This is a genomic window from Pseudomonas sp. Irchel s3h9 (genome assembly GCF_900187475.1).
In the GTDB taxonomy this organism is placed as follows: domain Bacteria; phylum Pseudomonadota; class Gammaproteobacteria; order Pseudomonadales; family Pseudomonadaceae; genus Aquipseudomonas; species Aquipseudomonas neuropathica.
The window spans coordinates 54,990-75,971 of the sequence record NZ_FYDH01000023.1 but is presented as its reverse complement, the minus strand read 5'-3'; the positions used below and the strand labels follow the sequence as shown (position 1 = coordinate 75,971).

The 20,982-nt window shown below is 59.1% G+C and carries 16 protein-coding genes; 4 read left to right on the top strand and 12 right to left on the bottom strand.

The genetic code is table 11. From position 1 onward, the window contains the following. Positions 1-93: 93 nt before the first annotated feature. The 12 genes from CKW26_RS28200 to yaaA form a co-directional block, all read right to left on the bottom strand. Entirely contained in the window at positions 94-750 is a 657-nt protein-coding gene (locus CKW26_RS28200; protein WP_007914291.1) for an alginate O-acetyltransferase AlgF, read from the bottom strand. Between the two features lie 14 nt (positions 751-764). Further along, the gene (locus CKW26_RS28195; protein WP_095050985.1) at positions 765-1,940 is read right to left on the bottom strand and encodes an alginate O-acetyltransferase; all 1,176 of its coding nucleotides are present in this window, start codon (positions 1,938-1,940) and stop codon (positions 765-767) included. Between the two features lie 10 nt (positions 1,941-1,950). Further along, a complete protein-coding gene (locus CKW26_RS28190) occupies positions 1,951-3,516 on the bottom strand; it encodes an MBOAT family protein (protein WP_095050984.1) in 1,566 nt (521 codons plus the stop codon). 388 nt (positions 3,517-3,904) lie between these two features. Continuing rightward, positions 3,905-5,029: a mannuronate-specific alginate lyase gene (locus CKW26_RS28185; RefSeq protein ID WP_095050983.1), complete on the bottom strand. Its 1,125-nt coding sequence runs from the start codon at positions 5,027-5,029 to the stop codon at positions 3,905-3,907. 8 nt (positions 5,030-5,037) lie between these two features. Then, positions 5,038-6,498: an alginate O-acetyltransferase gene (locus CKW26_RS28180; RefSeq protein ID WP_095050982.1), complete on the bottom strand. Its 1,461-nt coding sequence runs from the start codon at positions 6,496-6,498 to the stop codon at positions 5,038-5,040. 10 nt (positions 6,499-6,508) lie between these two features. Then, positions 6,509-8,080 carry a mannuronan 5-epimerase AlgG gene (gene algG, locus CKW26_RS28175; protein WP_095050990.1) on the bottom strand — a complete coding sequence of 524 codons (1,572 nt, stop codon included), beginning with the start codon at positions 8,078-8,080 and terminating at the stop codon, positions 6,509-6,511. Between the two features lie 26 nt (positions 8,081-8,106). Next, the gene (locus CKW26_RS28170; protein ID WP_095050981.1) at positions 8,107-9,588 is read right to left on the bottom strand and encodes an alginate export family protein; all 1,482 of its coding nucleotides are present in this window, start codon (positions 9,586-9,588) and stop codon (positions 8,107-8,109) included. Next, the gene (gene algK / locus CKW26_RS28165; RefSeq protein WP_256579973.1) at positions 9,585-11,096 is read right to left on the bottom strand and encodes an alginate biosynthesis TPR repeat lipoprotein AlgK; all 1,512 of its coding nucleotides are present in this window, start codon (positions 11,094-11,096) and stop codon (positions 9,585-9,587) included. The genes CKW26_RS28170 and algK overlap by 4 nt, the downstream gene beginning before the upstream one ends. Before the next feature lie 9 nt (positions 11,097-11,105). After that, entirely contained in the window at positions 11,106-12,275 is a 1,170-nt protein-coding gene (locus tag CKW26_RS28160; protein ID WP_007914303.1) for an alginate biosynthesis protein Alg44, read from the bottom strand. 35 nt (positions 12,276-12,310) lie between these two features. Further along, positions 12,311-13,792 carry a mannuronan synthase gene (gene alg8 / locus CKW26_RS28155; protein WP_371857746.1) on the bottom strand — a complete coding sequence of 494 codons (1,482 nt, stop codon included), beginning with the start codon at positions 13,790-13,792 and terminating at the stop codon, positions 12,311-12,313. Between the two features lie 228 nt (positions 13,793-14,020). Then, positions 14,021-15,337 (bottom strand): nucleotide sugar dehydrogenase, encoded by a 1,317-nt coding sequence (locus CKW26_RS28150; RefSeq protein ID WP_095050978.1) that lies wholly within the window; start codon positions 15,335-15,337, stop codon positions 14,021-14,023. An 809-nt stretch (positions 15,338-16,146) separates the two neighbouring features. Then, the gene (gene yaaA / locus CKW26_RS28145) at positions 16,147-16,926 is read right to left on the bottom strand and encodes a peroxide stress protein YaaA (protein WP_095050977.1); all 780 of its coding nucleotides are present in this window, start codon (positions 16,924-16,926) and stop codon (positions 16,147-16,149) included. A 327-nt stretch (positions 16,927-17,253) separates the two neighbouring features. Here yaaA and CKW26_RS28140 point away from each other — a divergent pair, with 327 nt between their 5' ends. The 4 genes from CKW26_RS28140 (at position 17,254) to CKW26_RS28125 (ending at position 20,981) form a co-directional block, all read left to right on the top strand. Next, on the top strand, positions 17,254-18,378 hold the full coding sequence (locus CKW26_RS28140; RefSeq protein WP_095050976.1) for a polysaccharide deacetylase family protein: 1,125 nt from the start codon (positions 17,254-17,256) through the stop codon (positions 18,376-18,378). A gap of 337 nt (positions 18,379-18,715) precedes the next feature. Then, positions 18,716-20,110: a PhoH family protein gene (locus tag CKW26_RS28135; RefSeq protein WP_016985016.1), complete on the top strand. Its 1,395-nt coding sequence runs from the start codon at positions 18,716-18,718 to the stop codon at positions 20,108-20,110. 146 nt (positions 20,111-20,256) lie between these two features. Then, positions 20,257-20,730 (top strand): cyclic pyranopterin monophosphate synthase MoaC, encoded by a 474-nt coding sequence (gene moaC, locus CKW26_RS28130; RefSeq protein WP_093437022.1) that lies wholly within the window; start codon positions 20,257-20,259, stop codon positions 20,728-20,730. Further along, complete coding sequence (locus CKW26_RS28125) at positions 20,727-20,981, top strand: MoaD/ThiS family protein (RefSeq protein WP_095050975.1); 255 nt, start codon at positions 20,727-20,729, stop codon at positions 20,979-20,981. The genes moaC and CKW26_RS28125 overlap by 4 nt, the downstream gene beginning before the upstream one ends. Position 20,982 lies beyond the last annotated feature (1 nt).

The following is a 20,982-nucleotide window of genomic DNA, read 5'->3' as shown; positions in this document are numbered from 1 at the left end:
TGCGATCTGGTGATCTTGATCTTCAAAAACAAAGTCAAAAGATCGCAGCGTGCCGCAGCTCCTACAGGGGGCAGCGTCTCATCGGAAAAATAATTAGCGAGTCGATACCGGGCGTTTCACCCAGACTGGCGACAGGCTGCTGCCGCTGCCGGTGACGTACAGCACCGCAGCTTCACCGCGCTCCAGGGCGACCGGTTTGACGTCGCCGACTTTTTTGTCGCCTTCGTACAGCGCCAGGCTGACTTTCACCGGGTTGATTTCACGTTCGCCACGGCCCTTGGCGGCCACGTTCGGCACCACGTCGGTCTTACCGTCGGCGGTCTTCAGGGTCAGCGGTTTGTCGCTGAGGTTCTGCACACGCACCAGGGATTTCTGCTTGTTCTTGAACGGTGGTTCTTCGATCAATTGCGGCGCGCCGGAAGCGTTGTTGACCAGGGTGTAGTAGTGGTCACCAGCCAGTTTCACCGGCAGGGTCTGGCTGCCAACTTTGGCGCTGTAATCACCGCCCGGCATGAAGCTGAAGTCACTGCTGGCCAGTGGCGCAACGTCGCTCAGGTTGGTGCTGCCGACAGTCGCGCTGACTTCAGCATTGCTGGCGTTATAGACACGCACAAAGGTCGAGCCTTTCGGCGCGGTCGGGCCGTACAGCGCGGCGTCGCCACCGGCGAAGGCAGGGACGGAAAGCACGCTGAGGCCAGCAACCAGTGCGAAGCTTTTAGCGAGACGACGAGGAGTAGTAGTGAAAGTCATGGTGTACCTCTCTTTCAGTTTTGCGCCCGATCGGGCGTCTCGGATTTAGTGTTGATTGCTACGTTTTGTTGGCGTGCGCCGGCTTGTTTAAGCTCTGCGACCCACTGCGGGTCGGCGTCGCCGATTTCGTTGTTCACAGGCAGATAACGTTCAGGAAACTCCCAGATCAGCACCTGTGGCGGGCTGTTCTTGAAGTCATCGCTTTTCAGGTAGCTGAGCATCGGCAGGATCGGGCCGTGGCCGTCTTCGGCGTAGCTCACCACGTCGCTGTGCAGCGCTTGTTTCAGCGCACCGACGAAGTTCCAGTTGGGGTTGGCGCTGTAGCTGGTGCCGACCAGTGCCACCGGCACTTCATTACTGGCGAACAGCGCGTCGTCACCGGCAGGCTGATCGCCAGCCGCGACGGTGTTGCGCTTTTGCAGTGGCTCTTGCGCCGGCATCAGGTTTTCGAACAGCGGATCGAGCGGCAGGAACAGACGCAGATCGCCCTTGTGCGTGACCTTCTCCGCTGGCGTGGTAACGAAGCGTTGCGGCTCGCCGCTCAGCGGGAACTTGTCGGCGATGGTTTTCGCCAGGGTGTTCGCGGCAATCTCGGCGCCTTCCGGCGTCCAGTGCGTATCGGTACGCAGGAACACTTGCTGACCATTCTGCTTGGCCTGTTGCAATGGCTTGAGCAGGTCCGGGGCGAGGATCTTGTCGGCCGCCACACGTTGGTGGAAATCCTGATAGAGGTTTTCGTGGATGCTCGCCGGTTTCACTTCACCCAGATGCTCCGGGTACAGACGAACCTTGGCCGGCACGATCGCCATCACCAGTTTCACGCCTTTCGCTTTCAGGGTCTGGCGCACGCCTTCAACCAGCGCGTAGTTGCCTTGCAGGTTCAGCTCTTCGTTGACGATCGGGTTGAATTCCTCATCGCTGTACAACCACTGGTCGCGACCGAGCACCACGCCCGGACGACCTTCGTTGAACAGTTTGAAATCCAGCGCGGCCCAGAGATTGGTGCCCAGACGCTTGATCGGAAACTCTTCGTCATAGTGGGTTTCCACGGCTTTGGTCCAGCGGCCGTTGAGCACCGTCGCATCGGCGTTGGTGCTGAAGCCGAAGAAGCTGCGAACCGACCACAGACCGAGGACCAACAGGGTCACCAGGAACAGGGCGATGTAGAAGATGCGTAATGAGCGGGTCATGTCAGATCCCTCAGAACTGGAAGTAAAGGAACGGCGAGAAGCTTTGCGCCGAGAGTTTGAGAATCGAGGCGATGAACAGCAGCAGGATCAGACCGCGCATCACGTAGCGCGACCAGTCCGCCGTCCAGTAAGCCGGTTGCACCTGGGCTTCGACGCCGACGGTGTAGCCAGGCTCGTGGATGCTTGCCGGGTTTTCGCCAGGAGCGGCTTTGATCATTCCCGGGGTCGCGGTGGCAGGGCCGTTGGCCTCGACGTTGACTTCAGGTTTGCTCTTGGCTGGCGGCTGATTGGTGTACAGATCGCGCAGACCGAAGAACGCCAGCGTCACGTACGCAACAACCAGAGTCGCCACTTGCAGACCGGTAAGGCTGGCCTGATTGAGTTCCGACAGCGACCAGTCGCCGAAGCTGAACATCGCGCCGTACATGCGCCCGGCAACGTGCAGGTTTTCGGCACGGAAGATCACCCAGCCCATGACTACGAGCAGGAAGGTCAGCGCCCAGCGAATCGGGTTGAGGCTGCGCGGAGAGGTGTTCAGGCCCAGCGCTTTTTCAATCGCCAGCCACATGCCGTGCCAGGCGCCCCAGACGATGTAGGTGATGTTCGCGCCGTGCCACAGACCGCCGAGGAGCATGGTCAGGAACAGGTTGCGATACGTCATCAGCGTGCCTTTACGGTTACCGCCGAGGGTGATGTACAGATAGTCACGCAGCCAGGTCGACAGGCTGATGTGCCAGCGACGCCAGAACTCGGTGATCGACTGGCTGATGTACGGCTGCTTGAAGTTTTCCATGAAACGGAAACCCATCATCAGGCCCAGACCAATCGCCATGTCGCTGTAGCCGGAGAAGTCGAAATACAGCTGCGCGGTGTAGGCCAGCGCGCCAAGCCAGGCATCGCCGGTGGTCGGGTTTTGCAAGGCGAAGCAATGGTCAGCGACCACCGCGAGGGTGTCAGCGATGAAGACCTTTTTGATGAAACCCTGCATGAACCGCGTGCAGCCCTCGGAGAACTTGTCGAGGGTGTGCGTGCGGTTGTTGAACTGGTCGGCGAGGTCGCGGAAACGCAACACCGGGCCGGCAATCAGGTGCGGGAAGATCGCCACGAAGGCCGCGAAGTCGATCAGGTTGCGCGTGGCCGGGGTGTCGCCGCGATACACGTCGATGATGTAGCTGATCGACTCGAAGATGTAGAACGAGATACCGATCGGCAACAGCACGTGGGTGAGGATGAACGGCTCAAGACCGACCGACGTCATCATCGCGTTGATGCTGTCGACGCCGAAGTTGGCGTACTTGAAGTAGCCGAGGATGCACAGGTCCACCGCGACGCCAAGCAACAGCCAGCGTTGCGCCGGTTTGGTCCGCACACCGGCGGCACCGACTTTGAGGCCGATCCAGTAGTTCCACAGCGTGACGGCCGCGAACAGCGCGAGGAAGTCCACACGCCACCAGGCGTAGAACACGTAGCTGGCGATCAGCAGCAGCAGGTTGCGATAGCGTTGCCCGCTCAAGTAGTACAAGCCGAGAAAGATCGGCAAGAACAGAAACAGGAACACGTTGGATGAAAATACCATCCCGATCTCTCCATGTTTGAACCAACAGTCAAGGGCCAAAGCCCCCCCAAACCCCCCGTGGTAGTGGAGGGGCAAAACGGTGTTTCTGTCAGGGTTGTGCCGGGCCTTGAAAACTTGCCCTCACCCCCCGCCCTCTCCCGGAGGGAGAGGGAGAGGGAGCCTGATCTCCATGGTTTTCAAAAATGGAGATCGACTCGGTATTTCTGTGCAGCCTGATCTCGGTTGTTTTTCAACACCTGAGATCGACTCGGTATTTCTGTGCAGCCTGATCTCGATTGTTTTTCAACGCCTGAGATCAACTCGGCATTTCATTTCGGCGTAACTCGTACAACCACCTCGGTCAGTCCCCTCTCCCTTTGGGAGAGGGTTAGGGTGAGGGGCTTTTGCTTTATGAGCCTTTGTTGCCCTTCTCATGCGATGGGTCGTAGACCTTGGTCAGGTCGCCGCCGAGGCGGAAGGTCTTGAACGGCTGCATGCCGTGCTTCTTCTCGATTACATCAGGCGCACAGGTGTAGAGCGTGCAGAACGGTTCGAGCCAGGCGAATTTCATGTCCTCTTTCAGATCGGTCATGTCCTGCTCTTTGCCGTTCTTCTTCTCGAATTCGTCCGGGTCTTTCACCCCCGACAACACCCGATCACCGAGACGTTTCAGCGCGCCGTTGTTCTCCTGACGCAAATCAACACCGTTGACCTGGGCGAAACTGGCGATCATCGCCAACGGCGGCAGGGCGTAGTTGTGATAGGCGAGGGCGCGTTGCTGGCGCTTGAGTTCGTTCGGCAGGAAGCCGTCGGCATCGACTTGGTTGACGCCAACCTTGTATTCCTTCACTGCCCAGTCAAACAGGTCGCGGCGGTTGGTCGCGATCGAGGTCGCCATCACCGACCAGGCGGCCCAGTACGAGTGGTTGTTGGTTTTTTCCAGCGGCAGGTTGTCCCAGTCGCTGACGACCTGATCGGCCATTTTGCTAAACCACGCCTCGATCAACTGCGCTTCCTGCTGATGCTGGGCCAGTGGGTGCGAGTCGGAGAATTTCAGGCGAATGTACGAAGACGCCATGCTGCCCAGCGCCCATTTGCGCATCGACTTGCCGGTGTGGTTGAAGTCTTTCGACATCAACGCATCGGCCTTGGCCCACGCGGTCAGCCAATTGAGCGTGCAATCGAGCTGCTCCGGGCGACCGTCGCGCATGAACTGCATCACCCGTTTGGCGGTGCCGCGCTCCAGCGTGGTGATGTCTTTGGTGGTGTCGCGAAAGGCTTTTTCCGACTGCACGTTCAGCGTCGCGCGGGCCTTGTCCGAACCTTCGTATTTGCTGCGAAATTGCAGCGGCCCGGTGTACGGCGTCGGCATCGCATCGCAGCCTTCGCTTTTGTCACCGGTCTTGAATTTATCCACAGGCGCGAAATAGCCCTGGGGTGGACGCAGTGGCGCGGCGGCCTGCGCGGTGCCGGCGAAGATCGCCAGCCCGAGCAGCGTCGGCGCTAAAAGAGTTTTCAGTTTCGAGTTTCGCATAGCAGACCTCATTGCCCGACCTGAGCGGTTTGTTGCCCAGCGCCCGGGAATACGTTGCGTTTGCAGATTTTCGCTTCGACTTTCTGTGGCGCAGCGCCGGCTTCTGGCCCTTGGACTTCGACCGCCAGCAGGTTTTGCGAGGCCCAGTCTTCGTCCGTGCGCAGCTCAAAGGCGAAACGACCGTCGGTGTCGGAGGTTTCCGGTTTCTCGATCTTGATGTCCTCGTGGCGACCGTTCATGTACCAGAGGGTGGCTTGCAGGGTTTTCACCGAAGGGTCGGCGAAGCGGATGTCGACCTGATGGCTGCTGTTCTGCAGGTTCAGGTTCTTGCTGTTGACCAGCAGTTCTTGTTTGCTGCCCGGCTTGAGCGTGGTGCTCGCGGACATTTGCGCGTCTTTGCCTTCGCAGCCGTTGTCGAGAAGAGACATCATCTGGCGATAGATGGTTTCCTGGTCGAGGCGGTACAGCGGCGAGAATTCCCAGATGAGAATTTTCGGCGGGGTCTTCTGGAATTCGTCGCTGCCGAGGTACTGCAACATCGAACCTTCCAGACCACCGCCGGGGAAGGCGACGTTGAGAATGTCGGCGCCGATGGCTTCTTCGAGGAAACCGGCGAAGTTGTAGTTCTTGCCGCTGTGCGAAGTACCGACGAGGGTGATTTGCGGGTTGCCGGAATCGCCGAACAGATCGCCGTCGCCTGCTTCGCCCTTAGGCTCGGTGGTGAATTGATCCATGTACTGGATCGCGTAACTGGTGCCGCACAGTTGCCCGGCCATGTTGTGCAGGGTACCGGTCTTGCCCATGCGCCCGGAGCGCTTGGTTTCGAATTCACGCTTGGGAATGTCGGCGAAGGCCGGAATCTGCTTGACCTTCTCGGCAACGATTTTCGCCGTGCGCTGTGCGCCGTAAGGGGTCCAGTGCTGGTCGCCGCGGAAGTAGAAATCGTGGGCGGGCAGGGTGTCCGGCAGCGATTCGTTGGTCAGCGGCGACAGGTCTGGCACCACGTAACCCATCTTGGCGAAACGGCCGAGCATGGTCTTGTAGTTGCCCAGCGCTTTCTCGTAATCGAACGCGGCTTTTTCCTGCGGGTTGAGCTTGTTGCGGTTCACCAGGCCACGGGTCGGCTGGTAAACGATCACCAGCTCGACGCCCTTGGCTTTGAACGCATCGTGCAGTTGTTGCAGGCGTTTGTAGCCGGCCGGGGTGGTGTTGAACTCGGTACGCAGGTCTTCCTGCGTCCGGAACAGCCAGTCACCTTGCGCCTGCACCAGGGTGGTGAAGTTCTGCTGATAACGCGTGGTGTAGTTCTTCGCGTCATGGGCGGCCGGGCACAGGTTGCAGCACGGTTCGGCGCTGAACTTCGGTGGCGTGGCGGCGGCGCCTTCATCGGCGCGCGCACCGTTGCTGGCCGCGAGAATGCCCACGGTCAGGGCCGACAGGCTGAGTAATCTGATCAAGTGTGGGTGCATAAAATTATCCTCAGTCCTGCATTTCGGTCTGGCGTTCGACAGGGTCGATCAGCACGGCTTTCTGCTGGCGCACCAGCAGGTCGAGAATTTCATCCTGGCGCTCGCCGAGGATGCCGTTGAAGCTGATGCCGCTGGATTTGGTCGGCGCCAGCATCGACACGCGATACAGCTCGACACTCAAAGGCGAATCGATCGACAGCGGGCCGCTGCCATTGGCCGCCAGTTCACCGCCAACGACGATCAGCGACACCTGCGCATCGAACGGGTCGAGCTTGATGTCACGGTCGGTGTCGGTGAGGTCTTTGATGTGGCCGTAAACACCGGTCAAACCGTTGGCCATGGCGACGTTTTCGTAGAGGCGGATGTTCACGCTGTTACGAATACGGATGCCGTGACGCTTGTTGCTGATGACCTTGTTGCCCCACAGCAGGTTGTCGGCAGACTCGTAGAGGGTGATGCCGTCGGTGTGGTTCTTGTAGATCTCGTTGTAGGCAATGATGTTGTTGACGCTGTTACGGTCGATCACCAGGCCCGAGAGTTTGTTGTCGTAGCTTTTGTTGTTGAAGATGAAGCTGTCGTTGACCTCACGGGAAATAATGATCCCGTGCTTCTTCTTCGTACCGTACACGGTGTTCTCGGCAATGATCAGGCCGTGGGAACGGTCGTGTGGATCGATGCCGTAGACGATGTTGTCTTTGTAGGTGTTGCCCTTGACCACAAAGTCGCGGGTCTCGTAGCAGTAGAAGCCGTACCACATGTCGGAGAACTCGGAGCCGACGATCCAGCCGGTCGGTTCAGGACGCTTGAGCACCTTGGCCATGTTCGGCGTGTACTGGGAAATACTCACCCCGTACGACTTACTGTTGGCGTAACCGAAACTGGCCATCTTGCTGTTGACGATGTAGGTCTCGGTGCCACCCCAGGCGAGCAGGAACGGACGGAATTCCTTCGGCGAACGGAAGGTCGCCGGGCCGTTGTCCTGTTCGCGCCAGCCTGTGACTTTGGTGTCACGCACAAACAGTTGGCCGTCGTTGACCATGAATGCACCGGCCTCTTGCGACAGGCGCAGTTCCTGGGTCTGACCGTCGATTTCGAGGATGCCTTTACGGCCGACGACGATCGGCAGCTTCGACAGGTACACGCCCGGCGAGGTCTCGCTGAAGTACTGCTTGGGCAGTTTCTGCGCCAGGTCCTTGAGGTTCATGTAGCCGTCATCGACGAAGATCGCCTGGGGGATGCCGTGCTGACGCACCACCCATTCGGCCATCTTGTTGTCGCCGCCGATAAAGTCCTTCAGCGCGTCTTCCTGCATCATCCGGCGCACGCTGACTTTGCCTGCTTTGCTGCGGACGATTTTCGCCGCAGCGGCTTCGGCGGTGTAGCCGGAAATGTCCGGCAGTTTCGGCGCGGCCAGGTTCAGCGCTTCGGTCGGCGCGCTGCTGACCGTGTAGGTCTTGGCTTGTTGCAGCTCTTTCGCGGTGGTCACCGGTTTAACCGGCTCCACAGTCGCGAAGGTGCTGGCGCTGGCCAGCAGCATCGCGCCGGCCAGCAGGCTGAGTGAGCCTGTCCTGGTGCTGATCATGTCGGGCACTCCCTTGGCGGTTTGCATCAGAAGCGCCAGATCACGTCGATGAACGCGCGGTGCATGTACGAATCAACCTGCTTGCCGTAGGCATCGCCCGGTTTGAACACACCGCCACGGAAACGCACCAGGGCCGATGGCTCGTCGATCGACTGGCTCAACGCCGCCGGCAACAGGCCTTGCTTGAAGTACTTGGTGACGACCAGGTCCATCTCCTGACCCAGATCCTTGTTGCCGTCTTCAAGCGGCAGCGAGGTGCTGGAGAGGATCGCGCCGGTGGCGTCGTCGGTGTTGTTTTCCACAGCGTTGATGCCGTTGCTGCCCACCGGCTTGTTGCCGTCGACACGCCAGAACTTGTGGTAGATCAGGCTGGCGTCGTACTCGTCGTTGACCATCCACGAACCGAACAGGGTTGCGGTCTGCATGTTGTTCATTTCGCCGCGGAAGGCTTCGCCGAAACGGTGCACACGCGAGCGCGTACCGGTGTAGTTGGAGCGGTTGCTCTCCAGACCGTTCTGTTCGTAATCGGCGCTGGCGCGGGCATACGCACCGCCGACTTGCCATTGCGGATCGAGGCGCAGGCGCACACCGATGTCGGTGGCCCAACCGTTGACGTCATCGCTACGCTTGGCTTGCGCCGGACGCGAGCCATCGGCGTTCAAGGCGTTGACCGTATCGCGGTCGCCGCTCATGCCGGTGATGCTGCCCCAGTAGTTGACGGTGTTGGTGTTGCGCCAGTTGTAGGCGTCGCTGTCAGCGGTCAGGCCGAGCCAGCTGACGTCGCCGTTCTCGGTTTTATCCAACGAATCGCGCGCTACGCCCGGCTCGGCGTAATCGAGTTTGCCGTCATCATGGGTGTGGTGACCGCGAATGCCGACCCAGTTGCCCGGCGTCCACTGATAGGCGGCATCGGCGTAGGCGTGCAGGCGATCCTTGTCTTTCGGCGCCAGCTCTTTCAAGTCGGTGCGGTATTCGCTGAAGCGTTCGGCCACACCGGCGTTGGCGCGCAACAGGGTGGTGTCGAAGGTCCAGTTCAGCGCTTCGATGTTGGTGTCGCGCCATTGGCCGTCGTCATTGCGCAGACGCTGGCGACCGAACTTGAGCATCTCGCCCGGGTACGGGGTGAGGCCGCTGTAACCGACCCAGAACTCGCGCATCGCCAGGTAGTTTTTCTTGGTTTTGCGATCACTGTTGTCGGTGGCTTGTTCACCGTCGGATTGTTGCAGGGTGTCGGTTTCGATGATGTCGGTCGAGGTCACGGCCTGGCCCATGGCGTAGGCGCTCCACGCGCCGCTTTCGCCGTAGATCCACGGACGCAGGTCGAGGCCGACGCCGTTGACGTCGCCGCCCTTGGCGGTGCCGAGGTCACGGTCGTCTTCGGACTGGCCGGTGACTTTCACTTCAAGGCCGAAGTTCTTGGTTTCAGTCATCGCGGCCAGTGTCGGGCAAGACCAGATCAGCGCGAACGAAAGGCCAATGCCGGCCTTCACGAATGGATTCAACTTCATAATTTTTCCTCGCCGTCTTCTTCTTGCAGGGCGTGCAGTTGCAGCGTGTTCGGGTTCAGAGCGCCACGGCTGGCTTGCTCTTGTTGCAGCAGACGTTGGGCTTCGGCCAAACGCTCGGGCGGCAGTTGCGCGGCGAGGGTGGTCGCCAGCTCATCGGCTTGCGGGGTGTTTTGTGCTTTGGCCAATTGGCTGAACACGTAGGCGTTGAGCGGGTCGGGCTTGGTGCCCTTACCTTGGGAAAACAGCTGGGCGATGGCGAAGTCGGCGCTGTTCTGGCCGTTGCGCGCAGCGGTCAGCAAGTGATCGAGCGCCTTCTGCGGGTAGACCTTGCCGAGGTAACCACGACGATAGATCTGGCCGAGGTAGTAGTCGGCGGCGACTTCGCGGCCGACGGCTTTCTGGAAGTGTTCTTCGGCGACTTTCGCGTCGGCCGGGACCAGTTTGCCTTCGTAGTAGAGCTTGCCCAGCAACAGCTCGGCGCGTGGCTGGTCGGCGGCGCGGCCGTTGTCGAGGTACTTCATCATCTGGTCGACGTCGCCCAGTTCCGGGTAGTCGTAGAGCAGTTGTGCGAGGGTCACCCACGACGCCGGGTAACCCGGAGCTATCGGCTCGAGCAACGACTGCGCGGTTTTCTCGTCAGTCTTGCCGAGGGTCGAATCGGCCAATACACGGGCCACGGAATCGACACGCTGCGCGGTGACCGTGCCACGGCTGTAACCGGCCTGCATCTGCTTGATCAGCTCGGCCTGCTGCTCTGGCTGGGCACGTTTCTGATAGACCGTGGCCAGTTCGAGGTAGCAGATGTCGGTGGTGTTGAGCGCGGCTTTGCAGATCTTTTCCACGTCATCCAAGTGCTGGTCGTAAGTGCCCTGAGTGCGATACAGCAGCACCTGCGCCAGACCCGCTTCCGGGTAACCGGATTTGCGCCACTGATCGATCTGCTGCTGGGCGTTGATGTTGGGGAAGCTGTGCGGGTATTGCAGGTACAGCATCGCCAGCGGGATCAACGTGTTGCCTTCGCCATTGGCGGCGGCTTTTTTCAGCAGGCTTTCGGCTTCGTGATGCTCGGCTTCGGTGGAACCCGGCTTGGCCACCAGCAAGCGGCCGAGACGCGCCTGAGCACGCGGCGAAACACTGGCGGCGGCGCGGTAAGTCGCTTCGGCCTGTTTCATTTGCACAGGGTCGCGGCTGTCGACCTGGATATCGGCGAGGCCGACTTGCGCTTCGCTGTAACCGAGATCGGCCAGTTGCTGATAATTCTGCGCAGCGGTGGCGGTGTCGCCACGTTTGAGCGCTTCGTTGGCCAGACGCTGATCGGGCAGGCCGGCACAACCGGCCAGACTCACCGCCAGCGCCAGCGAGCACACCACATGAACTCTGTGGGAGCTGGCTTGCCAGCGATTCAGGCGACTCGGTACATCAGACATACCGCGCTGATCCAATCGCTGGCAAGCCAGCTCCCACAGGGATCGCGGTGTTTTCAGGATGGGTGGAGTAGTCACAGGCATGTCCTCGACTTAAAGACCGGCAGCCATGGCTTTGTCGATCAGCCAGTTCAGGTTCGGCCCGCGGTCGCTGTTCACTTCCACCGGGCGGCCGGCCAAGCTGCTGTCGAGCGGCTCGTCAGGCTGGATCTGTACGCGGATGTCGGAGGACAGGTCGGCGCTTTTCAGGCTGGTGCTGCTGACGATCTTGCCGGTGCGGGTCTTGTCTTCGCCGGCGATCTGGAAGCTCACCGGGGTGCCCGGACGCACGTCGCCGAACTGGCGATAGGAGAAGCGCGCATCGACGGTGGCCTGGGTGTTGCGCGGCACCAGTTGGAAGATCACGTCGCCTTTGCTCGCGTACTGACCGTCAGCCACCAGTTGCTGGGCCACGGTGCAATCGCATGGCGAGGTCAAGGTGCCGGTCATTTGCTTGCCGAACAGTTCTTCAACCTTGGCCGGGGACAGTTGATCTTCTTCCAGATGACCCTTGAGCACGTCGAGCATGCTGGTGCTGAAGGTCGCCAGTGGCGCGCCTTTGGCTGCAACGCCGTCGGACTTGACCAGGCTCTGCACGGTGCCGTCACGCGGCATGGTGATGTTCATCCCCGGCACACTGACCAGACCGGCCTGTGCGTGGCTGACGAAGTACATGCCGTACACCGATTTGAAAATGAAACCCGCCGCGACCAGACCGACCGCGAAGATACCGGCGCTGAACGTCACCGCTTTCAGGCGCCCGAACGGAGTCATGCCGGAGCCGCCGTCCTTGACCTTGCGCGCTTTGGTGAAGTTGTCGCGCTGCAGGGTCGCCAGCACTTCGCCGATGCTGACGATGTCGCCGGCCAGGTGCGAGGTGATCAAGTGGCGCAGGGTGGAAATATCCTGCGGTTCCAGATTCTGGAACTGGCAGCCGGCGCGGCCGGTCTGGCGGTCGAAGGAACGCACCTGCAATTCAACGTCCATGGCGATGCCGAGGTTGTCGATGACGAATTGCAAACGCGCCTTGTACACCTGGCCAATGGTCAGCGGCAGTTGCCCGGCGTTGAACGCCAGACCACCGGCAGACAGGTCGATGACCCGCGCTTCGACCGGCGTCCGGTCAGGACCGAAGAAGCGCAGTTTGGCCGGGATTTTCACGCGGGCGTGTTGGCGCTGGGCTTCGGATTCATGCACTACGTTGGCGTTGACGGCGGTATTCATAGGGGCGATTTCCTTGTTAATTCAATAGGGGCGGGTCAGACCATCATCAGCAGCACGGCGACAAAAATGCTGCCGGCGGAGAAGGTCATGGTCCGAGACGACCAGGTGTTGAACCAACGTTGAAAGCTGGCGAGATCACGGGTCAGGGATGTGGGTTGGCGAGTCCAGGATTGTTGGTCGAGGCGGAAGAACACGTAAATCTTCACCAGCGCACCGACGATCTGGTTGTAATACAGAATCGCTGGGTAAGCCGGGCCGATCCGGTGACCGGAACACGACAACAGCAACGTCAGGATCAGGCGGGTGATGCCGATCCACAGCAGGTAAACCAGGATGAACGCGGTGCCGTACTTGAAGCTGGCGATCATCGCCACGGTCAGGCCAAGCAAGGAGGTCCACATCGATACGCGCTGATCGAACAGCACCACCGAGGTGAAGGCGCCGAGGCGTTTCACACCCAGGCCCAGTGCTCGCGAGTTCTGGCGCAGGTTGTTGCCGTACCAGCGGAACATCAGTTTGCGGCTGGCCTTGATGAAGCTTTTTTCCGGTGGGTGTTCAACGGTGTTGATCGCCGCGTCAGGCACGTAGAAGGTGTCGTAACCGAGGCGCATCAAGCTGAACCAGCTCGACTTGTCGTCGCCGGTCAAAAACTTGAAGCGGCCTAGACGCCAGTGTTGTAGCGAGTCGCTTTCCACGTCGGCGATGAATTCCGGGTTGGTCACCACGGTGGCGCGAAACACCGACATACGACCGGTCATGGTCAGCACGCGTTTGGACAGGGCCATCGAGCACATGTTGATGTGGCGCTGGGCGAAACGCAGCTTGTGCCATTCGCTCATGATGTAGCCGCCGCGCACTTCGCAGAACTCGTTGGTGGTCAGGCCGCCGACGTTGCCGAACAGCTGGAACCACGGCACGGTCTTGCGCACGGTGCCTTCGCCGAGCACGGTGTCGCCATCGATCACGGCGACCACGGCGCGGTCGTCCGGCAGGTGGCGGGAAATCGCGCGGAAACCATAGGCCAGGCCATCACGTTTGCCGGTGCCGGGAATGCGCACGAAGTCGAGCTTCACACGGTCTGGCGGATTCATCCGTGCCCACAATGCCTTGACCAGCAGTTCATCGGACATTTCGACGATCGAGCAGACCACGGTGGTCGGCAGTTCGCAGTCGATGGCTTCGCGGATCACTGAGCTGTAGACCTGCGCGGTGGTGAGCGCGTCGATACGGAAACTGGTGACCATCAGGAACACATGCGACGGGTCTGCCGCCTTACCCAGCTTGCGCACTTTGCGGCGCAGGTGCGGGTAAACGATGTAGAGAAAAATCATGCCGCGCACAAAGTGCGTTGCACCCATCGAGTAGCGCCAGATACCCACGGCGCCAATCAGGAAAATGAAGTCCTTCGACTCGGAGTCGAATGTGGATGTGGGCAGCATCAAGGCCAGGCCCATCAACAAACTTAGGTAAAACAGCCAACCGGCGGCCTGAAGTAGGCCGTGCTTTAGCCTGTGCATAATCTGCATCCGTCTCTATCTCGGGCCGGGCCCGATGGGGTTAAGGCAGGCTTATCGATGCCCCCTGTAGGAGCTGCCGAAGGCTGCGATCTTTTGATTTTCCTGGGTTCACTCGGATCTCAAGTGTTCCCGGAAAGATCGCAGCCTCGTTTCACTCGACAGCTCCTACAACGGGTTCACACAGTGGTTGCGTGGCGTCGCGGTGTGCGGCGCCGCGCAACGTCTGCTTTACCAGCAGATACCCTCGGTGCGCTTACCAGCGTCGGTGGCTTTGGCCATGAAGCCCACCAGGTCGATGACCTGTTTGCCGTGCGGTGCTTCCTGAGCCAGCGAGCGGAATTTCTCGTCGCGGTTGCCGAGGATGATCACGTCGGAGTTGTCGATCACCGAATCGAAGTCCGAATTGAGCAGGGACGACACGTGCGGGATTTTCGACTCGATGTAGTCTTTGTTCGCGCCGTGAACACGGGCGTACTCGACGTTGCTGTCGTAGATGCTCAGGTCGTAACCCTTGCCGATCAGCATCTCGGCCAGTTCTACCAGTGGGCTTTCGCGCAGGTCATCGGTGCCGGCCTTGAAGCTCAGGCCGAGCAGGGCGACTTTACGTTTGTCGTGGCTTTCAACGATGTCGAAGGCGTTCTGTACTTGCGATTCGTTGCTGCGCATCAGCGAGTTGAGCAGCGGCGCTTCGACGTCCAGCGAACCGGCGCGGTAGGTCAGCGCACGCACGTCTTTCGGCAGGCACGAACCGCCGAAGGCGAAGCCAGGGCGCATGTAGTACTGGGACAGGTTGAGGGTCTTGTCCTGGCAGACCACTTCCATCACCTCCCGGCCATCGACGCCGACCGCTTTGGCGATGTTGCCGATCTCGTTGGCGAAGGTCACTTTGGTCGCGTGCCAGACGTTGCAGGTGTACTTGATCATCTCGGCAACGGCGATGTCCTTGCGGATGATCGGTGCGTCGAGTTCTTCGTACAGCGATTGCAGAACGTCGCCCGAAGCCTTGTCGAACTCGCCGATGACGGTCATCGGTGGCAGGTCGTAGTCGGCAATGGCGGTGGATTCACGCAGGAATTCCGGGTTGACCGCAACGCCGAAGTCGACGCCAGCCTTCTTGCCCGAGCAGTCTTCGAGAATCGGGATCACCACGTTGGCCACGGTGCCCGGCAGCACGGTGCTGCGCACGACGATGGTGTGGCGGGTGGTTTTTTCACGCAGGACAAAACCGATCTCGCGGCATACCGCTTCGATGTAGTTCAGTTCGAGGTCGCCGTTCTTTTTGCTCGGCGTACCCACGCAGATCATCGACAGGTCGGTGTCGCGAATCGCCTCGGCGAAGTTGGTCGTGCCACGCAGACGACCGGTCTGGATACCCTGTTGCAGAAGTTCGCCCAGGCCGGGTTCAACAATCGGCGACTTGCCGGCGTTGATCATGTCGATCTTGTCTTTGGCAACATCGACGCCAACTACGTCATGGCCCCGTGCAGACAGGCAACCGGCACATACTGCGCCAACGTAACCCAAACCAAATATGCTGATGCGCATCGCAATTACCTCTGTATATATCAGGCCTTAGAGGCCGGAGTTAATGGTGTTCAGCGTTTATTAGTGCACTCGAAAGTGCGGCACACAGGCGCCACAGTGCCGTGTGCAGGCATACTAAGTTTCGAGTGTCTAAATAAGTGCACTCAAGATTTGCGCAACCAGGCCTTGTTGTTATGACTTGCCCTGTTATGCAGCCGATCCTCTTTGGAGAAGACTCTTGTGCAATCGTCTTGCGCGCTTGATGTCAGGAGGAAAGTCCTGTAAATCAAGCGGTTGGGTGCTCAGGCGAGCACGTTTATTAGGGCGCGGCCATGGCCTTTGTAGGGGATATAGATGGTGCGTATCTCCTGTCCATCGTCTGTTTTGAGACTAGTTAGTCATCTAGGCAAGTTGCTGTGACAACTTGGTTACATGGCTATCTGCTCTGCGTAAGTTATCTCGTACAAACTCGGCGAGAATCGTTACCGGTGGTATGAGCTATGCATTTGGACGAAGTTCCTGTCCGCTCATCGCGAAATCTGAAATTTCTTGAAATATTGTCAGAGATGGCACTAGTCTCAATTTGATAGCACTTTCGTTTTCGACCTTTAATAACAGGCGAAAAATCACGTTAGATAGTTTTGTGCCACTACGCTGAAAAAAGTTAGGTGCCACTACTGAAAAAAATGATCAGTGTCGAGTGAAACTAATCTTAGAAAAGACAGGGAGGATTTTCTGGCGCCATTAAAATGGCGAAAAGGTGCGAGGGTTTTTTGACATCGTGCGAGCTGCACGACTCTTTATAGAAAGAGTCGTGCATTGGGCATGCATTATTCCGGGGCGTGGTCGCGCAAAAACACCAGATTGTCGGGTTTCGACTGTTCGACGCTGTAGCGATAACCCTGCACATCGAACTGTTTGAGCTGGGCCGGATCGTTGATCTTTTCCTGGATCACGAAACGGCTCATCAGGCCCCGGGCTTTTTTCGCGTAGAAGCTGATGATCTTGTACTGGCCGTTCTTTTGGTCCTTGAACTCGGTGTTGATGATCCGCGCGTTCAGGGCTGTGCGTTTCACCGCCGAAAAGTACTCATTGGAGGCGAGGTTGAGCAGCACGTCGTCGCCTTGATCGGCCAGCGCTTCATTGAGCCATTCGCTGATGCGCGTACCCCAGAAGGCGTACAGGTCTTTGCCACGGGCGTTGGCCAGTTTGGTGCCCATTTCCAGACGATAGGGTTGCATCAGGTCGAGCGGGCGCAGCAGCCCGTAGAGACCGGAGAGCATGCGCAGGTGTTTTTGCGCGTAATCGAAATCGGTTTCGCTGAAGGACTGTGCGTCGAGACCGGTGTAGACGTCGCCCTTGAACGCGAGCAGTGCCTGTTTGGCGTTGTCTGGCGTGAACGCGGGCGTCCAGCTGCCGAAGCGCGCGGCGTTGAGCCCACCGATTTTGTCGGACACGTGCATCAGTTCGCTGATCTGCGCCGGGGTCAGGTCGCGCAGTTGCTGGATCAGTTCCTGGGAATGGTCGAGGTATTGCGGCTGAGTGAAGCGCTGGGTCGCCGGCGGTGTTTCGTAATCGAGGGTCTTGGCGGGGGAAATCACCATCAGCATGAAGTCGTCTCCTTTAATCGTGGGGGCGATTCTAGGGGGTTGTCGGTGTTGACTCCAGCTATGGGGGTTATAGGTATGGGTAAGCTCGGGCATTTGCGACGGCTGGTGGATTTTTCCCTCACCCCAGCCCTCTCCCAGAGGGAGAGGGAGCCGATCTCATTGATTTCAAAATTTGAGTGCGACTCGATAGTTCAGATTGGCGGATATCGAAAGCGATACTCGGTCAGCTCCCTCTCCCCCCGGGAGAGGGCTGGGGTGAGGGCGGCGTCCTTCAGCCTTGCACATCAGCTATAGTGCCGCGCGGGTTTTGTTATGGAGACATCCCTTTTGCGCATTGTTCTTTTATTCACCGCGTGGCTGTTGAGCTTCGGTGCCGTCGCGGCGCCGGGCGATGTGGCGACGATGGATCGCAGCACCTGGCCGGAGCAGCTTAGCAACCCGACCCTGTTTGACGTGGCGTCACGGGCGGAAATCCTGATGTTCGCCCGTGTCCTGCTGGGCACCGAGTCGATGGACGAGGCCGCTCTGGCGCAGCGTCTAGGCTTGCGCACGGTCAATATCGATGCGGTCAACATTCTGCGCCAACGCCTCTGGCAGCGCCTGCTGGCCAACTACAACTTCGCCCAGCAAAGCTGCGATCAGGACGCCTCGTTCTGCTTCCTTGTAGAAGACTTGCCAACGCTGCGCGAGCAAGCCGCCAAGTTCGTCGTCAGTGACGACAGTTATTACACCAAGTGGGCCGAGCCGAGCCGGATCTTCCATGTGCAGTACCTCGACGAGTTGTTGCGCAAGGCCGCTTTGTCGCCGCAGAGCAGCAACGAATTCGATCGTTTCGGTGACTACGAGCGCAACGGCGACGCGATGCACGACCGGCTGTTCCTGCTGACCTTCGACAGCGCCGCCAATCTGCAACCGGACAACTCCGGCTGGCTCACCGAATACCTGCGCAAATCGAACCTGAGCGGCACGTTCTTCGTGCTGGGCAAGGATATTCAGGCGCGGCTGGCCGATCGTTCGGTGAGCAGCCTGCAAGCGGGGTTCTCGAAACAGTGCGTTGGCGTTCAAGGTTGGGAGTTCCGCTCCCACAGCCACTGGCAGGACTGGCAGGATTCGGTGCGGCGTAGCGCTGATCTGGTGAAGAACAAGTTGCCGGAAAACTACGTGCCGCTGTTTCGTCCGCCGGAAGGGCAGCGCCGCAGCGATGCGCAAGGTTTCTTCAACACACAAGGCCTGCAAGTGGCGCTGTGGGACATCGATGCCCAGGACGGCGCCGGCAAACTCAAGGGCACAGCGAGCGCGCAGAGGGTGCTGACTCTGATGCTGCTGTGGCGACACGGGGTGATCAATTTCAACATGAAACAGGACGCGGTGAAGACCTCGTTACCGTGGCTGATCACGCAAACCGCGCAGAGCGGTATCGGTTGGGAAGACTGTCAGGACGCTTTTCGCTGAGAAACGAAAAAAGCCCGGAAACATTGGGCTTTGGGCGATTTTTTTGAAGAAATCGATGCAGGCGGACTTCCGACTTTAGCGGGGTCTGGGCAGTCCGCCAAGGGCTTTTCGTCACTCTGCAAAATAAACTTAAAAAAACCGTCAAAGTACTTTTTTATGTCATCGGTTTTGGAGTATTACGAAGACAGACCGCCGAAACCTGCAACACAGGTGGCGTCTTCCAAGACCCGTTTGTTTGCAGTCACTTGAATCTCCGCAGGTGAGATTTCGGCAGTCACTTCGAGGCGCAGCACCGCTCAGGTATTGCGTCCAATGGCTCTGACAAAGGTGACCGAGTATGGATGATCACGGACGTAGCCCTTCCTCCAACCAGCCAATCCTTTATGTACTCGATACCAACGTATTGATTCACGATCCAAATGCCCTGCTGAATTTCGAAGAACACCACGTCGCGATCCCGATGACCGTGCTTGAAGAGCTGGACAAGCTCAAGAGCGGGCATCACAGCGTTGCCGCCGAATGCCGTCAGGCCATCCGGCTGATCGACAAGACCTTGGGCGACGCTTCCCCGGAAGACGTTGAACTGGGTGTGCCGATCCAGCGCGGCAAGGGCGGGCCAAAGGGCTTGCTGTCAATTCTGATGAGCAAACAGGCCGAATCGAATCTGATTCTGCCCGAGCATCTGAACGACAATAAAATCATCAACCAACTGATCGATTTGCACACCCGCGATCCGAAAAAGCCTGTGGTGCTGGTCACCAAAGACATCAACATGCGCCTCAAGGCGCGCGCCTGTGGCATCGATGCCGAGGATTACAGCACCGACCAACTGGTCGATGACGTGTCTCTGCTGCCCAACGGCTATCACAACATGACCGGCTCTTTCTGGGACCGCGTGAGCAAGGTCGACACCCGCCAGGATCACGGCCGCACCTGGCACCAAGTGCAACTGATCGACAACCTGCCGGCGGTGCACATCAACGAGTTCATCATCGACGAACAGGGCTTTGTCGGCTGGATCAAGGAGATCGACGAGGCCAAGCTGCTGATCCTCGACCTGCATCAGGAACCGCTGCTGCATCAAGAGGCCTGGGGGCTGAAGCCACGCGACATCTATCAGAGTCTGGCGCTGTACGCGTTGCTGGATCCGGACATTCATCTGGTCAACCTGTCGGGTGCGGCAGGCTCCGGTAAAACCATTCTGGCGCTGGCCGCGGCGATCGAGCAGACCATGGTCAGCAAGCGTTATCGCCGCATCATTGCGACCCGCAGTGTGCAGGGCCTGGACCAGGAAATCGGCTTCCTGCCCGGCACCGAAGCGGAAAAAATGGAGCCGTGGCTGGGCGCCATCACCGACAACCTCGAAGCCTTGCACATGGATGACGAAAACACCCATGGCAGCGTCGATTACATCCTCAGCAAAGTGCCGTTGCAGTTCAAATCGCTCAACTACATTCGCGGGCGCAGCTTCCAGCAGAGCCTGATCCTGATCGACGAATGCCAGAACCTCACGCCGCACCAGATGAAAACCATCATCACCCGGGCCGGCGCGGGTTCCAAAGTGGTGTGCCTGGGCAACCTCGCACAAATCGACACCCCTTACCTGTCCGCGACCAGCTCCGGGCTGACGTACCTGACCGAACGCTTCAAGGATTTCCCCAACGGTGTGCACATCACCCTGCAAGGGGTGCCTCGCTCGATTCTGGCCGAATACGCCGAAACCCATCTGTAACCTTTCAACCAAAACCGGGCGGCCTAAAAGCCGCCTGGTTTTTTATGGCCCTGCACAAATCCAGATGTAGGAGCTGCGTGATAATCCGACTCGCAGAAATTTGACCCGCGGGTTTACAATCGTCGCTCCTGATCAGGAGTAATCCCGTGCTGACTCATCTCGATTCCCAAGGTCGCGCCAACATGGTCGACGTCACCGAAAAAGCCGTGACGTTCCGTGAAGCGACGGCCCAAGCGCTGGTGCGCATGCTCCCCGAAACGCTGCAGATGATCGTCAGCGGTGGCCATCCCAAGGGCGACGTGTTCGCCGTGGCGCGCATTGCCGGCATTCAAGCGGCGAAGAAAACCAGCGATCTGATTCCCCTGTGCCATCCGCTGATGCTCACCGGCGTCAAAGTCGAACTCAGTGCTGATGGCGACGACACCGTGCGCATCGTTGCCCGCTGCAAGCTGTCCGGGCAGACCGGCGTTGAGATGGAAGCGTTGACCGCTGCCAGTGTTGCCGCCCTGACCATTTACGACATGTGTAAAGCCGTCGATCGCGGCATGACCATTGAAAGCGTGCGTCTGCTGGAGAAGGTCGGTGGCAAGAGCGGGCACTTTCAGGCGGAGCAGCCATGAACCTGACCGTGAAGTTTTTTGCCCGTTACCGCGAAGCGCTGGGCGTGGATTCGGTAAAGATTGAAGGTGATTTCGCCACTGTCGATGATGTGCGTGCACATGTTCTTCAAATGCAGACGCAACGGGATGGCGCCGAGGTACTGAGCGAGCAGAACCTGATGTGCGCACGCAACGAAGACCTCTGCCAGCTCGACGAGCCGGTGGTCGATGGCGACGAAGTGGCGTTTTTCCCCACCGTGACCGGAGGCTGAT